Source organism: Kitasatospora sp. NPDC093679 (assembly GCF_040683455.1).
GTDB classification, from domain to species: domain Bacteria; phylum Actinomycetota; class Actinomycetes; order Streptomycetales; family Streptomycetaceae; genus Kitasatospora; species Kitasatospora arboriphila.
The window spans coordinates 21,365-34,758 of sequence record NZ_JBFBDW010000025.1 but is presented as its reverse complement, the minus strand read 5'-3'; the positions used below and the strand labels follow the sequence as shown (position 1 = coordinate 34,758).

Annotated in this window: 10 protein-coding genes; 6 read left to right on the top strand and 4 right to left on the bottom strand. The window is 72.7% G+C overall.

Annotated features, from left to right (window positions below; translation table 11 throughout):
* Window positions 1-55 precede the first annotated feature (55 nt).
* Both radA and disA read left to right on the top strand, forming a co-directional pair.
* Entirely contained in the window at window positions 56-1,588 is a 1,533-nt protein-coding gene (radA, locus tag AB0O09_RS21190; RefSeq protein ID WP_363543410.1) for a DNA repair protein RadA, read from the top strand.
* A 178-nt stretch (window positions 1,589-1,766) separates the two neighbouring features.
* Entirely contained in the window at window positions 1,767-2,825 is a 1,059-nt protein-coding gene (disA, locus tag AB0O09_RS21185) for a DNA integrity scanning diadenylate cyclase DisA (protein WP_363543521.1), read from the top strand.
* Between the two features lie 346 nt (window positions 2,826-3,171).
* Here disA and AB0O09_RS21180 read toward each other — a convergent pair whose 3' ends face one another.
* Window positions 3,172-4,023 carry a hypothetical protein gene (locus AB0O09_RS21180; protein ID WP_363543408.1) on the bottom strand — a complete coding sequence of 284 codons (852 nt, stop codon included), beginning with the start codon at window positions 4,021-4,023 and terminating at the stop codon, window positions 3,172-3,174.
* Between the two features lie 158 nt (window positions 4,024-4,181).
* Between AB0O09_RS21180 and AB0O09_RS21175 the strand changes: the two genes are divergently transcribed.
* Window positions 4,182-4,916: a rhomboid family intramembrane serine protease gene (locus tag AB0O09_RS21175; RefSeq protein WP_363543406.1), complete on the top strand. Its 735-nt coding sequence runs from the start codon at window positions 4,182-4,184 to the stop codon at window positions 4,914-4,916.
* A 78-nt stretch (window positions 4,917-4,994) separates the two neighbouring features.
* Window positions 4,995-5,885: an A/G-specific adenine glycosylase gene (locus AB0O09_RS21170; protein WP_363543405.1), complete on the top strand. Its 891-nt coding sequence runs from the start codon at window positions 4,995-4,997 to the stop codon at window positions 5,883-5,885.
* A gap of 66 nt (window positions 5,886-5,951) precedes the next feature.
* On the opposite strand, the gene AB0O09_RS21165 is transcribed toward AB0O09_RS21170, so the two are convergent.
* Window positions 5,952-7,532, bottom strand: a complete 1,581-nt coding sequence (locus tag AB0O09_RS21165) for an MDR family MFS transporter (RefSeq protein WP_363543403.1) — start codon at window positions 7,530-7,532, stop codon at window positions 5,952-5,954.
* Window positions 7,533-7,750: 218 nt separating this feature from the next.
* Between AB0O09_RS21165 and AB0O09_RS21160 the strand changes: the two genes are divergently transcribed.
* Window positions 7,751-8,395 (top strand): TetR family transcriptional regulator, encoded by a 645-nt coding sequence (locus AB0O09_RS21160; RefSeq protein WP_363543401.1) that lies wholly within the window; start codon window positions 7,751-7,753, stop codon window positions 8,393-8,395.
* 39 nt (window positions 8,396-8,434) lie between these two features.
* Here the strand turns inward: AB0O09_RS21160 and AB0O09_RS21155 are convergent, their stop codons facing one another.
* Entirely contained in the window at window positions 8,435-9,412 is a 978-nt protein-coding gene (locus tag AB0O09_RS21155; protein WP_363543400.1) for a M23 family metallopeptidase, read from the bottom strand.
* A gap of 412 nt (window positions 9,413-9,824) precedes the next feature.
* On the opposite strand from AB0O09_RS21155, the gene AB0O09_RS21150 reads away from it, so the two are divergent.
* Window positions 9,825-10,934, top strand: a complete 1,110-nt coding sequence (locus AB0O09_RS21150; RefSeq protein WP_363543519.1) for a beta-eliminating lyase-related protein — start codon at window positions 9,825-9,827, stop codon at window positions 10,932-10,934.
* Window positions 10,935-11,025: 91 nt separating this feature from the next.
* Here the strand turns inward: AB0O09_RS21150 and AB0O09_RS21145 are convergent, their stop codons facing one another.
* Complete coding sequence (locus AB0O09_RS21145; protein ID WP_363543399.1) at window positions 11,026-13,377, bottom strand: immune inhibitor A domain-containing protein; 2,352 nt, start codon at window positions 13,375-13,377, stop codon at window positions 11,026-11,028.
* Window positions 13,378-13,394 lie beyond the last annotated feature (17 nt).

Sequence of the window (13,394 nt, the reverse complement as noted above, 5' to 3'; positions counted from 1 at the left end):
CCGCCGCGGACCGGCCCGGCCCGCGTTGTCGGACCCACCGGCTACGGTTGGCCGCATGGCAGCCCGCACCAAGACCACCGCCAAGCCGCGCCCGGCGTACCGCTGCACCGAGTGCGGCAACCAGCTCCCCAAGTGGGTGGGCCGCTGCCCGGAGTGCAACTCCTGGGGCACCGTCGAGGAGTACGGCGCCGTCCCGCTGCGGACGACCGCGGCCGGCCCGGTCAGCTCCCCGGCGAAGCCGATCGGCCAGGTCGACGGCCAGGTGGCGACGGCCCGCACCACCGGTGTGCCGGAGCTGGACCGGGTGCTCGGCGGCGGCCTGGTGCCCGGTGCCGTGGTGCTGCTCGCGGGCGAGCCCGGCGTCGGCAAGTCCACCCTGCTGCTGGACGTGGCCGCCAAGGCCGCGAGCGACCGGCACCGCACGCTGTACGTCACCGGCGAGGAGTCGGCCGGCCAGGTCCGGCTGCGCGCCGACCGGATCAACGCGCTCTCCGAGCACCTCTACCTGGCCGCCGAGTCGGACCTCGGGGCGGTCCTCGGCCACATCGAGGCGGTGAACCCGGGGCTGCTGATCCTCGACTCGGTGCAGACCATCGCCTCCGCCGAGCTGGACGGCGCGCCCGGCGGCCCGGCCCAGGTCCGCGAGGTGGCGAACGCGCTGATCCGGGCCTCCAAGGAGCGCGGCATGGCGACCCTGCTGGTCGGCCACGTCACCAAGGACGGCCAGATCGCCGGCCCCCGCCTGCTGGAGCACCTGGTCGACGTGGTGCTGTCCTTCGAGGGCGACCGGCACGCCCGGCTGCGGATCATCCGCGGGGTCAAGAACCGCTACGGGGCGACCGACGAGGTCGGCTGCTTCGAGCTGCACGACGAGGGGATCGCGGGCCTCGCCGATCCGTCCGGGCTGTTCCTGACCAGGCGTGACAAGCCGGTGCCGGGCACCTGCCTGACCGTCACCCTGGAGGGCCGGCGCCCGCTGGTCGCCGAGGTGCAGGCGCTGATGGTGGATTCGCAGATCCCCTCGCCGCGCCGGACGACCTCCGGCCTGGAGTCGCCGCGCATCGCGATGATCCTGGCGGTCGTCGAGCGCCACGGCGGGGTGAAGTTGGGCAAGCAGGACATCTACACCGCGACGGTCGGCGGCGTGAAGCTCACCGAGCCCTCCGCGGACCTCGCCATCGCCCTGGCGGTGGCCAGCTCCTCCTCCGACACCCCGCTGCCGAGCAACCTGGTCGCCATCGGCGAGGTCGGTCTGGCGGGCGAGGTGCGCCGGGTGACGGGCGTGCAGCGCCGGCTCGCCGAGGCGCACCGACTGGGCTTCACCCACGCGCTCGTCCCGCCGGACCCGGGCAAGGTGCCGCCGGGGATGAAGGTGGTGGAGGTGTCGGACATCGGTGAGGCGCTGCGGGCGATCCCGGGCCGCCGCCGGCCCGCGCGGCCCCGCCAGGAGCCGTCCGCCCCGCCGGTCGCCGCCCCCCGCGGCGGTGCCGGTGACCCGGCCCGGGCGGCCCTGCAGGCCTACGTCCCGGCCCACCCGGAGGAGCTGATGGACGGCTGGGAGCCGGTCGGGGCGGACGAACTCGACTGACTCCGGCCCCGCTATTGCCGCACGCAGTTAGACTTTGCCCTGTCTAATGGGCAATCGGTAATCGGTGCAGTAATAAGCGAGAGACCGTCGGGCGCCGCGCCACGCGGTCCGGCTCGACCGGAGGAGTCACGTGGCAGCCAGCGACCGGGCGGACAGGTCCCCCCGCGAGGAGGCCCTGCTGCGGGCCTCCCTCAGTGCGATCGCGCCCGGCACGGCGCTGCGGGACGGCCTGGAGCGCGTGCTGCGGGCCAACACCGGCGGGCTCATCGTGCTCGGCTTCGACAAGAGCGTGGAGTCGCTCTGCACCGGCGGTTTCGTGCTGGACGTCGAGTTCACCGCCACCCGGCTGCGCGAGCTCTGCAAGCTCGACGGCGCGGTGATCCTGGACAAGGACATCACCAAGATCGTCCGGGCCGGCGTGCACCTGATGCCCGACTCCGCCATCCCGACCGACGAGACGGGCACCCGCCACCGCACCGCCGAGCGGGTGAACCGGCAGACCGGGTTCCCGGTGGTCGCCGTCTCGCACTCGATGCGGCTGATCGCGATGTACGTCAACGGCAGCCGCCGGGTGCTGGAGGACTCCACCACCGTCCTCTCCCGCGCCAACCAGGCGCTGGCCACCCTGGAGCGGTACAAGCTCCGGTTGGACGAGGTCGCCGGCACGCTCTCCGCGCTGGAGATCGAGGACCTGGTGACCGTCCGCGACGTGGCCGCGGTCGTCCAGCGGCTGGAGATGGTCCGGCTGATCGCCGCCGAGATCGCCGGCTACGTGCTGGAGCTCGGCACCGACGGCCGGCTGCTCTCGCTGCAGCTGGACGAGCTGATCGCCGGCGTGGAGCCGGAGCGCGAGCTCGTCGCCCGGGACTACTTCCCCGAGCGGGCCGCGAAGAGGGGCCGGACGGTCACCGAGGTGCTCGCCGACCTGGAGGCGCTCACCCACGCCGAGCTGCTCGACCTGCAGACGGTGGTCAAGGCGCTCGGCTACTCGGGCTCGCTGGAGTCGCTGGACTCGGCGGTCTCGCCGCGCGGCTACCGGCTGCTCGCCAAGGTGCCCCGCCTGCCGAACACCGTGATCGAGCGGCTGGTCGAGCACTTCGGCGGGCTGCAGAAGCTGCTGGCGGCCAGCATCGACGACCTGCAGACGGTCGAGGGCGTCGGCGAGACCAGGGCCCGCTCGGTGCGCGAGGGGCTCTCCCGGCTGGCCGAGTCGTCGATCCTCGAACGCTACGTCTGAGCCCCCGGCCCCGCCGCGGGGCCGGAGCACCACCGGCCCGTCCGGTGGGGCGGACGGGCCGGCTGCTGCCACCACTCTGCCGTCCGGCAGGTCCGCGACAAAGAGGCTTTCCCGACACCGCACAGGCTTCACACAGGCGTGCAGCATTCGGGCCCGCGAACCGGGACGTACCGGGGCGCACCGCCGCCGCCGACACCCGCCGGTGACGCCGCGTCGGACGGCCGACACACGCCCGTCACACCGCACGGTGCCTGACCGGCCGAAAACCGCCGCACCGGGTGCCCGCGACCATGCGCAACGGCCCGTCCCCGAGGTGTCGGGGACGGGCCGTCGCGGTACCGGTGGTTCAGTCCTCCAGGCGGATGGAGGTCCGGGCCGAGACCGGGCCGCCGGCCGGGCCGGCCAGGGCCGCCTGGACGAGGTAGTTGCCGGCGCCGGCCGCGGTGCCGTCGGCGGAGGCGCACTGCGGCTTGCTGCGGTTGCGGCTCCAGGTGAAGTTCTCGGTCAGCCCCGCCCCGGCGGCCAGCTGCACCCAGGTGGCCTGCCGGTTCGCCGGGCAGTCGCCCGAGGACCAGACCCGCTCGCCGTTGCTGGCGGTGACGGTCAGCGTCGACGCCGTGCGGCCGAGGTCCACCCGGCAGCCGGTGCCCGAGGTGTTGCGGACGGTCAGCGAGAACCGCGGCTTGACCTGGACGGTGTACGAGTTGAGGCCGCTCGCCAGCTCCAGCGAGACCTGGGAGGCCGCGCAGGCCGGCAGGGCCATCACGTCGGGGGTGTTGGTCGGCGGCTGGCCGCCGCCCGTGCCGCTGCCGGTGCCGCCCGCCGCGGAGCCGTCCGTGCCGCCCGCGGTGCTGCCGGCGCCGTCCGAACTGCCGCTGCCCGTACCGCCGGTGGAGAGGCTGACGTCCCCGCCGGAGGCGCCGGTGCCACCGGCCGCCGCGGCACCGCCGCCCGTACCGCCGGTGCCGCCGGGGCGCGAGGTGATGGCCGAGCCGGAGGGGCTGGCGCCGGGCGTGATCGACTGGACCGGGGCGGCCTGCGAGGTCTTCTTCTGCCCCTGGCCGCCGCCGTCGCCCGGTCCGGTGAGGAGCCAGATCACCAGCGCCGCGACGACGGCCAGCGCGACGAGCACGACAAGACGCCGTCGCCAGTAGATCGAGGCGGGCAACGGTCCCACGGGTTGACGCAGAGAGGGCACGCGCAAACTCTACGAGACTGTGTGCACCCGTTGATGCATCAACACTGTACGGGGATCACTTCCTTCACATGATCCGCCATTTGCTCCGGACGGGCGAGGGCCTTTCCGGCCGCTCCGGAGGCCTGTCCCGGCCCCTGACCGCCCCCTATAGTCGCGTCATGGCGACCGTGCAGCGCACCGAATCCGACCCGGCCCGAACCGTCGCCGAGGCGCGGCGGGCGTTCTTCGTGATGTTCGCCTTCCTCTGCACGGTGTGGGCCCTGCAACTGGCCAACTGGCTCGGCGACTACGCGCTCACCCTCGACTTCGGCATCCGCTCGCACCGGCCCGAGCGGCTCCCGGACGTCCTCGCCGCCCCGCTGCTGCACGTGAACTGGCAGCACGTGGAGAGCAATTCGGGCCCGCTGTTCGTCTTCGGCTTCCTCGCCGCCTACCGCGGGGTGAAGAAGTTCCTCGGCCTGACCCTGCTGGTGGCGCTCACCAGCGGCGCCGCCGTCTGGCTCTTCGAGAGCGAGCAGATGGTGACGGTCGGTGCGAGCGGCCTGATCTACGGCTACTTCGGCTACGTGGTGCTGCGCGGCGTGATCGACCGGAACCTCATCGACAGCCTGGTCGGCCTGGTGATGGCGGCCTCGTTCGCCTACATCCTCACCACCGCGGTGCCGGGCACCCCGGGCGTGAGCTGGCTGGGGCACCTCGGCGGACTGGTGGGCGGCCTGCTCGGCGCCTGGCTGCTGCGCGACCGCGGCTCGCGGACGCTCCGCGTCGGTGACACCGACGCCGGGCCGGGGTCCGCCGCCGCCGTGGCCGCCCGGGGCGCGGCCGCGCCCGGCACGCCGTCGGAGAGTCCGCGGGCCGCGCTGCTCAAGGAACTGGACGACCTCGGCCTCTGAGCCCGGCCGGCCCCGGCCCCGGCGGCCCGGGCGATCCGGTCGGGCCGCCGTCGGCGGCGTGGGAGGATCGGCAGTGCCATGGTTGCCATCAACGCCACTCCCTCCCGGCTGCACTCCGCCGTCATCGGCTGGTACGAGGCCAACGCCCGCGACCTGCCCTGGCGGGACTCGACCGCCACGCCCTGGGCGGTGATGGTCAGCGAGTTCATGCTCCAGCAGACCCCGGTGAAGCGGGTGCTGCCCGCCTACGCGGCCTGGATGGAGCGCTGGCCCACCCCGGCCGAGCTGGCCGCCGACGCCCCCGGCGAGGCCGTTCGGATGTGGGGCCGGCTCGGCTACCCGCGGCGCGCGCTGCGGCTGCACGGCGCCGCGGTGGCCATCACCGAGCAGCACGGCGGGCGGGTGCCGGAGGACCACGCGGCGCTGCTGGCGCTGCCCGGCGTCGGCGAGTACACCGCGGCCGCCGTCGCCTCCTTCGCCTTCCGCCAGCGCCACGTGGTGCTGGACACCAACGTCCGCCGGGTGTTCGCCCGGGCGGTGACCGGCGTGGAGTACCCGGCGCAGGCGACCACCGCCGCCGAGCGCCGCACCGCCGCCGCGTACCTGCCCGAGGGCGACGACCGGGCGGCGACCTGGGCGGTCGCCGTGATGGAGCTCGGCGCGCTGGTCTGCACCGCGCGCGGACCCGTGTGCGCCGACTGCCCGCTGTTCGCCGACTGCGCCTGGCAGAAGGCCGGCCGCCCGCCCTACGAGGGTCCGGCCCGCCGCGGGCAGACCTACGAGGGCACCGACCGCCAGGTCCGCGGCAAGCTGCTGGCCGTGCTGCGCGAGGCGCACGGCGAGGTGCCGCAGGCCCGGCTGGACGCCGTCTGGCCGGACGCCGTGCAGCGGGCCCGGGCCCTGGACGGCCTGGTCGCCGACGGCCTGGTCGAGCCGGTGGCCCAGGGCGTCTACCGGCTGCCGGGCTGACCGGCCCGGAGCAACGGACGGGGCCCGCCCGGCACGTGCCGGGCGGGCCCCGTCGTCGTGCGGGGATCAGACCGCTTCGAGCTGCGTCTCCGGCTTCTGCGCCGCGCCGCTGCGCAGCGGCACCTCGCGCAGGAAGACCGCCGCGGCGACCGCGACCAGGCTGATCACGGCACCCCAGAGGAAGACGGTGTGCATGCCGTTGGCGACGGCGTGGTGGTAGGCGTCCTGCTGGGCGGGGCCCATCTTGCGCAGCGCCGCGGGGCCCATCTGGCCGAGGTTGCCGATCTTCGCGCCGCCGAGCCGCTCCTGCATGGTCTGCGTGACCTGGTGGTTGAAGAGCGCGCCGAAGAGCGCCACACCGATCGAACCGCCGATGGTGCGGAACAGCGTGGCGGTGGAGGAGGCCACGCCCATGTCCTTGAGCTCGACGCTGTTCTGCGCGACCAGCATGGTCACCTGCATCAGGAAGCCCATGCCGGCGCCCAGCACGACCATCCAGCAGGCCGAGGTGAACCGGCTGGTCTCGGTGCCGAGGGTGGAGAGCAGCAGCGAGCCGCCCGCCATCACCGCGGTGCCGATGATCGGGTAGATCCGGTACTTGCCGGTCTTGGTGATGGCCTGGCCGACCACCAGCGAGACCACCAGCATGCCGAACATCATCGGCATCAGCAGCAGGCCGGAGTTGGTCGCCGAGGCGCCCTGCACCGTCTGCTGGTAGAGCGGCAGGAAGGTCACCGCGCCGAACATCGCGAAACCGACGATGAAGCCGATCACCGAGACCAGGGTGAAGTTGCGGTTCTTGAAGAGCGTCAGCGGCAGCATCGGCTCCTCGACGCGCTGCTCGACGTAGCAGAAGCCGATCAGGGTGGCGACGGCCAGCGCGCCGAGACCCAGGATCTGCTTGGAGCCCCAGGCGTACTCCGAGCCGCCCCAGGTGGTGACCAGGACGAGCGAGGTGATGCCGACGGTCAGCAGCAGCGCGCCCAGGTAGTCGATCCGCGCGGTGGAGCGGACGGTGGGCAGCTTCAGGGTGATCACGATGAAGGCCAGCGCGAGCACGCCGAGCGGCAGGTTGATGTAGAACGTCCAGCGCCAGCTCAGGTGGTCGGTGATGAAGCCGCCGATCAGCGGGCCGCCGATGGTGGCGAGCGCCATCACCGCGGCGAACATGCCCTGGTACTTGCCGCGGTCGCGCGGCGGGACGAGCGCACCCATGATCGACATCACGCCGACCATCAGGCCGCCGGCGCCGAGGCCCTGCACGGCGCGGAAGGCGATCAGCTGGCCCATCGAGCCGGACAGGCCGGACAGCGCCGAACCCGCCAGGAAGATCGCGATCGACAGGACGAAGGTGCCCTTGCGGCCGAACATGTCGCCGAGCTTGCCCCAGACGGGGGTCGAGGCCGCGGTCGCCAGCGTGTAGGCGGTGACCACCCACGACAGGTGCTCGGCGCCGCCGAGCTCGCCGACGATGGTCGGCATCGCGGTGCCGACGATCAGGTTGTCGAGCATGGCGAGCAGCATCGCGACGACGAGGCCGATCATCACCAGCCGGATCTCGCGCGGCGAGCGGGGGAGGGCGTCGACCGCCCCCGCGGCGTCGGCTGCGGGACCGTCCGCAGCTTTTTCTACCTGCTGGTGTGACATCGAGAATCTCCCCGGGAGCGGCTCGGCCGCGTGGTCCGCGGCTTACTTACTTGTCGACCGGCTAGTTATCGGTCGGGTCGCACGGTAAGTTGTCCCCCAGCCGGACGTCAAGCCGGTTTCGGCGGACCGCCCCCGGGCAGGGAGAATGGACCCTGGAGGTGCGCCGGAGCCGGAGCGCCACCGCCACCCACCGCAGCCACGAGGCAGGCCACCCAGCGATGAGTACGACCCAGAGCCCCCGCAGCGACACCCGAGCGCGCATCATCGAGGTGGCCCTGGAACTCTTCGCCTCACAGGGGTACGAGAAGACCTCGCTGCGCGAGATCGCCGACCGCCTCGGCGTCACCAAGGCCGCGCTGTACTACCACTTCAAGACCAAGGACGACATCGTCCACGGCATCGTCGAATCCATGGCCGCGCCGATAGACGAGGCGATCGCCTGGGGCCGCGACCGGCCCTGGTCGCCGGAGGTCCGCGACGAGCTGGTCCGGCGCTTCGCCGCCGGCATGGCCGACCGCGCGCCGCTGCTCCGCTTCTTCCACGAGAACCAGCCCGCCCTGCGGGACTCCGCGGCCGGCTCCGAGTTCAAGGACCGGATGCTGGCGATGATCGGGCTCATCCAGGGCCCGGGCGCGACCTTCCGGGAGCGGCTGCGCGCCACCGTGGCGCTCTTCTCGATCAACTCGGCGTTCTTCCTGCTCAAGCAGGACCACGGCGAGCCCGGCGAGCACACCGGTGCCTGCGTCGAGGCCCCGCCGGCCACCCTCCCGGAGGCGATGGCGGCGGCCGTCGAACTCGCCCTGGAGATAGCGTCCGGCATCTCGGCCGGCGAAACGGCGGCCGCCGGGGCGGCCGCCTCCTGACGGCGGCCCCGGCGGCCGGTCCTCCCGCGAGGGGTGCGATCAGAAGTTCGTCGCGCCGTGCGCCGAGAGGTACTTGATCGGGTCGATCACCGCGCCGTACCGGTTCGCGGTGCGGATCTCGAAGTGCAGGTGCGGGCCGGTCGAGTTGCCGGTGTTGCCGGACAGGCCGACCCGGTCGCCGGCGTGCACCTTCTGGCCCGCGTGCACGCCGAGCTTCGACATGTGCGCGTACTGGGCGAAGTGGCCGTCCGACAGCTTCAGCACGACCTGGTTGCCGTACGCGCCGGCCCAGCCGGCCGACACCACGGTGGCGTCGCCCACCGAGACCAGCGGGGTGCCCGGGCGGACGGCGAAGTCCACACCGGTGTGGAAGCCGGCCGCGTAGCTGTGGTTGGTCTTGTGGTACGGGTTGCTGGTCGGCGCGCCGGGCGCGGGGGAGGACCAGGAGGGCTGCGCCGGGGCCGGCGCCGGGGCCTGCTGGGTGGGCTGCGCCTGCTGCGGCTGGGCGGGCTGCGGCTGGGCCTGCTGGGCGGGCTGCGCCTGCTCCGGCTGCGGCTGGGCGGCGGGCTGCGGCTGCTCGGCCGGCGGCTGGGCGAGGTTGTGCGCCACCGCGACGGAGTCCTGCGAGGAGACCGAGCGAGGCTGCTTGTAGGTGCTCGGCGCGGCCACCTGCACGACCCGGTTCTCCTGCTGCGGCGCGGCGGACGCGGTGAACACCGAGCTGCCCGGCACCGTCGGGTGGACGGTCGTCTGCGCCGCGGCGTGGCCCGGCAGCAGCAGGGCGCCCAGCGCCAGCGCGGCGACACCGCCCGAGGCCACCTTCGCCCGGTTCCCCAGCACCGGCGAGGCCGCCGCCCGGATGCCCGAGAGCGAGCCCGCCGAGGTGCCCGGCAGCTTCCCGTTCAGCCCGCCGTTCAGGGCGCGGGCGGACAGCGAACGGGCGTTGAGCAGGGCCGCGGCGGTGCCGGCGGAGGCCGTGCGGACGATGCGACGGGTGGCGTCGGAGAACGAAGGCATGGTGGCTGGACCTCGCGGAAGGGGCGGTGCGCAGCGGAGCCGCACGGCTCCCTGGCGGGGACCACTCCGGTGTAGTCGCTCGGCCGGACGTACCCAAACGGTGTGACCTACGACGGCCCGTCGTGGTGGACACCGGGCCTTCGGCGACCGGCCCGCCCCGCCCGGCCGCACCGGCCCCGCCCGCTACTACCCGCGCTCGTACCGGGCTCCTGCCCTGTGACCACTGCCACCCGCGGTACCCCGTCCCGCGGCCGCCAATCGTGACGCCCCTCACGGCCCGCGCCGGCCCCGCGTCCGGGCGGTCACGTACGGTCCCGAGCGGTCGCGGGCGGAGCGGTACGGCACATTTCCGTCGTTCTCGTGCCGACCGGTCGCGCCGACCGGGACGGCGGGCACGGGTCCGGGCGAAGATCTGACCGTGAACGAGGAACTCCAGCAGCGGCGGTACGCCGCATTCCGGTCCTGCGGCCGGCTGCTCTCGGGCAGCCGACCGGTCAGCCTGCGCGAGCGGATGGCGTCGCTCGCCGCCGACGCGGAAGGGGTCCACGACCTCGACGAGCGGCCCGACGTGTACGGGGACGGGGTGGTCCGCGCCCTGGAGCGGCGGGTGGCGGCCCTGCTGGGCCGGGAGGCCGCCGTCTACTTCCCGACCGGCACCATGGCGCAGCAGGTGGCCCTGCGGTACTGGGCGGAGCGCACCGGCAGCCCGATGGTGGCGATGCACCCGCTCGCCCACCCGGAGCTGCACGAGCGGCGGGCCCTCACCCGGCTCACCGGTCTGCACACCGTCTGGCCGACCACCGCACCGCGGCTGCCCACCCCGGCCGAACTCCGCACCTGCGAGGAGCGGTTCGGCACCCTGATGCTGGAGCTCCCGCTGCGCGACGCCGGGTTCGTGCTGCCCGCCTGGGAGCAGCTGGTGGAGACGGTCGCCGCCGCCCGCGAACTCGGCGCCCGGGTGCACCTCGACGGCGCCCGGCTCTGGGAGTCCACCGTCCACCTCGGGCGCCCGCTGCCGGAGATCGCCGCGCTGGCGGACTCGGTGTACGTCTCCTGCTACAAGTCGCTGGGCGGCCTCAGCGGCGCCCTGCTGGCCGGCGACGAGGCCTTCGCCCGGGAGGCCCGGGTGTGGCAGCACCGGTACGGCGGGAAGCTCTTCCAGCAGTGGCCCGCGGCGCTCTCCGCGCTCGTCGGGCTGGAGCGCGAACTCCCGCGCCTGCCGCGGTACGTGGCGCACGCCAGGACGGTCGCGGCGGCCCTGGCCGAGGTGCCCGGCGCCCGGATCGACCCGTCGCCGCCGCACACCCACCAGTTCCGGCTCTGGCTGCCGCACACGGCGGACGCCCTCACCGAGGCCACCCTGCGGCTCGCGGAGGAGCAGGGCATCGCGCTGTTCCACTACTGGGACGAGCCGGGGGCGCCCGGCCTCGCGATGACCGAGGTTACGGTGGGCGCCGCCGCCCTGGAGTGGACGTCCGAGGACGTGGGCAAGGCGATGGCGGCCCTGCTGGCACTGCTCTGACGTCACGGGCCGGAACGCACGTCGGCCCGGTTCCTCCCGCCGGAGGAACCGGGCCGACGCAGTGTCAACCGTCAGTACCCGAGGGTGCCGATCAGAAGGCCGGGCGGACCATCAGGATGGTCTCCAGCTTGTTGGAGCTGTTCCACAGCACGTCGATCGCGGTGTGGGTGTCCGGCACCTTCACGCTGGAGTACGGGGTCTTCTCGTCCCAGTACTTCTTGGTGTGGTCGTTGAAGGTGGTGACGCCGGCCGCGCTCGGGATCGTGGTGAGCACGTCGGCACGGTGCAGCTGCAGGCCGTCGGTGCGCTCGAACCCGAAGGGCGAGTCGTAACCCTGGATGCGCGGGCGCATCAGGGTGCCGTCGGCCCAGGAGATCGGGGTCGGGTGCGAGTCGACCGGCAGGATCAGGCCGGAGCCCGGGTGGTCGGTCACGTTGTTGTCGGACTGCGAGGTGTCCCACAGCCAGATCAGGATGCCGTTCTGGTTCTGGTAGTGGTCCACCCAGTCCGGGCGGGCCGCGGAACCGAACACGTACGGACCGGTCTTCAGCGTGGTGTCGTAGGACACGTACTGACGGTTCTCGACGATGTAGTGCTGGGCGTAGTCCTTGGAGAACTTGCCCGTGATCCGCGAGAAGCCGGTGGCGGTCCAGCCGTTGTCACCCTGCTCCGCGTCGTCGCTGAACAGCGCGGCACCGTCGGCGTTGATCGCGATGTTGTCCAGCGCGAGGCCCTTCATGTGCAGGCCGCCGTCGGTGGTGTAGTGGAAGCGGACCTTGACGGCCTTGCCGGCGTAGGCGTTCAGCGAGTAGGACAGGTCGCCCCACTTGCCGCCCGAGTTGCCGGTCAGGCCCGGCGCGTCGGCGCCGTCCTTCTGCAGCGGGGTGCCGTTGAAGGTGCCGTCGAGGGCCGTCCAGTGGGCGCCGCCGTCGGTGGAGACCTCGGCGTAGCCGTAGTCGTAGTCCTGCTCGATGTCGTACCAGGCCTTGGCGCTCAGCGTCGCCGAGGTCTTGCCGGTCAGGTCGACATCACGCACCAGCGAGACGTTCAGGTCGTCCGCGCTGCCGCTCCACCACTCGTTCGCACCCGCGAACGGGGTGTTGATCTCGGTGGTGACCGTCTTGTTCGGAAGGTCGACCACGACGGCCTGCGGGCGCTTGCTGTTGTACTCCGCCGGACCGGTCCAGTGGAAGGACAGCTTGTTGGCGCTGGCCTTGTCGTAGTTCAGCCAGCCGAGCTGCAGCTTGCTCCAGGCGTCGAGGTCGCCCGGCTTGTCGCCGATCGACGACTTGCCGTCGCCCAGCCAGGAACCGGAGGACATCAGCGACCAGAAGCCGACCGAGTTGTCGTCCTTGCCCGTGGTGTCGTAGAGGTCCGGCAGACCGAGGTCGTGGCCGTACTCGTGGGCGAAGACACCGAGGCCGCCGTTCTCGGGCTGCATGGTGTAGTCGCCGACCCAGAGGCCGCTGGTGCCGACCGGGGTGCCACCGAGCTTGTTGTTGTCCGGGCCGGTCTTGCCGGCCTGGGCGCCGTAGACGTAGCTGCGGTGGGCCCAGAGCGCGTCGGTGCCCTGGACGCCGCCGCCGGCGGACTGGTCCTCACCGGCGTGCACGATCTGGAAGTGGTCGATGTAACCGTCGGGCTCGTTGAAGTTGCCGTCGTGGTCGTAGTCGTACCGGTCCCACTGGTCGTACTGCGCGATGGTGGCCTTGATCTGCTCGTCCGTCTGGCCCTTGGCCTTCTGGTCGGCGACCCAGGCGTTGATGCCGTCGCGGATCAGGTCCTGCGCGTTGTTGCAGACGTGTGCACCGCAGTAGTCCGAGCCGTAACGGGCCTCGTTCCACGGCACCTTCACCCAGTCGGTGACCTGGCCGTCGACCGAGTAGCGGCCCGAGGACTGCTTCTCGTAGAAGGTCTTCAGCGAGTCGCCGGTCTTGGAGAAGTACATGTCCTGGTAGTGGGCCTGGTTGTAATCGGCCTGCCAGGCAGTGGAGTTGTCCTTGGTGCGGTCCGGCTGGGCGATCAGGTTGTGCGCCGGGCCGGGCTGGCCGCCGTACTTGACCTTGCCGTCCGGGGTGGTGGTGGTGTTGTCCACCTGGTCGCCGAAGTCGACGAGGATGGTGAAGATCTTGTCCGTGCGCTCACGGGCCAGCTCGACGTACTTGTCGCGGCCCAGCTTCACGGAGGTGCTGCTGCCGTGCTTCTCGATCTTGGCGGTGCCCGCCAGGAGCTGCTCGGTGGCGGCCTTCTGCTCGGCCTCGACCTTGGCGGTCAGCGGGCCCGGCAGGTCGTGGTCGACCTTGAGCGCCTGCGCATCGGCAGGGTCGTGCGAGACAGGGGCCGGCGTGGCGGCGGTGGCCGTCCCGGGCAGCAGGCCCGTGCCGAGCGCGGCCGTGACCGCGATGGCAGCAGTGGCCGCAGCGGCCCTCTTGGATATCTTCAACGTGGTGACGTCCTCCC

Bases quoted from the DNA above. Each gene is read 5' to 3' on its own strand.
- AB0O09_RS21165 (WP_363543403.1), bottom strand. From the start codon at position 7,532: ATGTCACACCAGCAGGTAGAAAAAGCTGCGGACGGTCCCGCAGCCGAC.
- radA (WP_363543410.1), top strand. From the start codon at position 56: ATGGCAGCCCGCACCAAGACCACCGCCAAGCCGCGCCCGGCGTACCGC.
- AB0O09_RS21170 (WP_363543405.1), top strand. From the start codon at position 4,995: ATGGTTGCCATCAACGCCACTCCCTCCCGGCTGCACTCCGCCGTCATC.
- AB0O09_RS21175 (WP_363543406.1), top strand. From the start codon at position 4,182: ATGGCGACCGTGCAGCGCACCGAATCCGACCCGGCCCGAACCGTCGCC.
- AB0O09_RS21160 (WP_363543401.1), top strand. From the start codon at position 7,751: ATGAGTACGACCCAGAGCCCCCGCAGCGACACCCGAGCGCGCATCATC.
- AB0O09_RS21155 (WP_363543400.1), bottom strand. From the start codon at position 9,412: ATGCCTTCGTTCTCCGACGCCACCCGTCGCATCGTCCGCACGGCCTCC.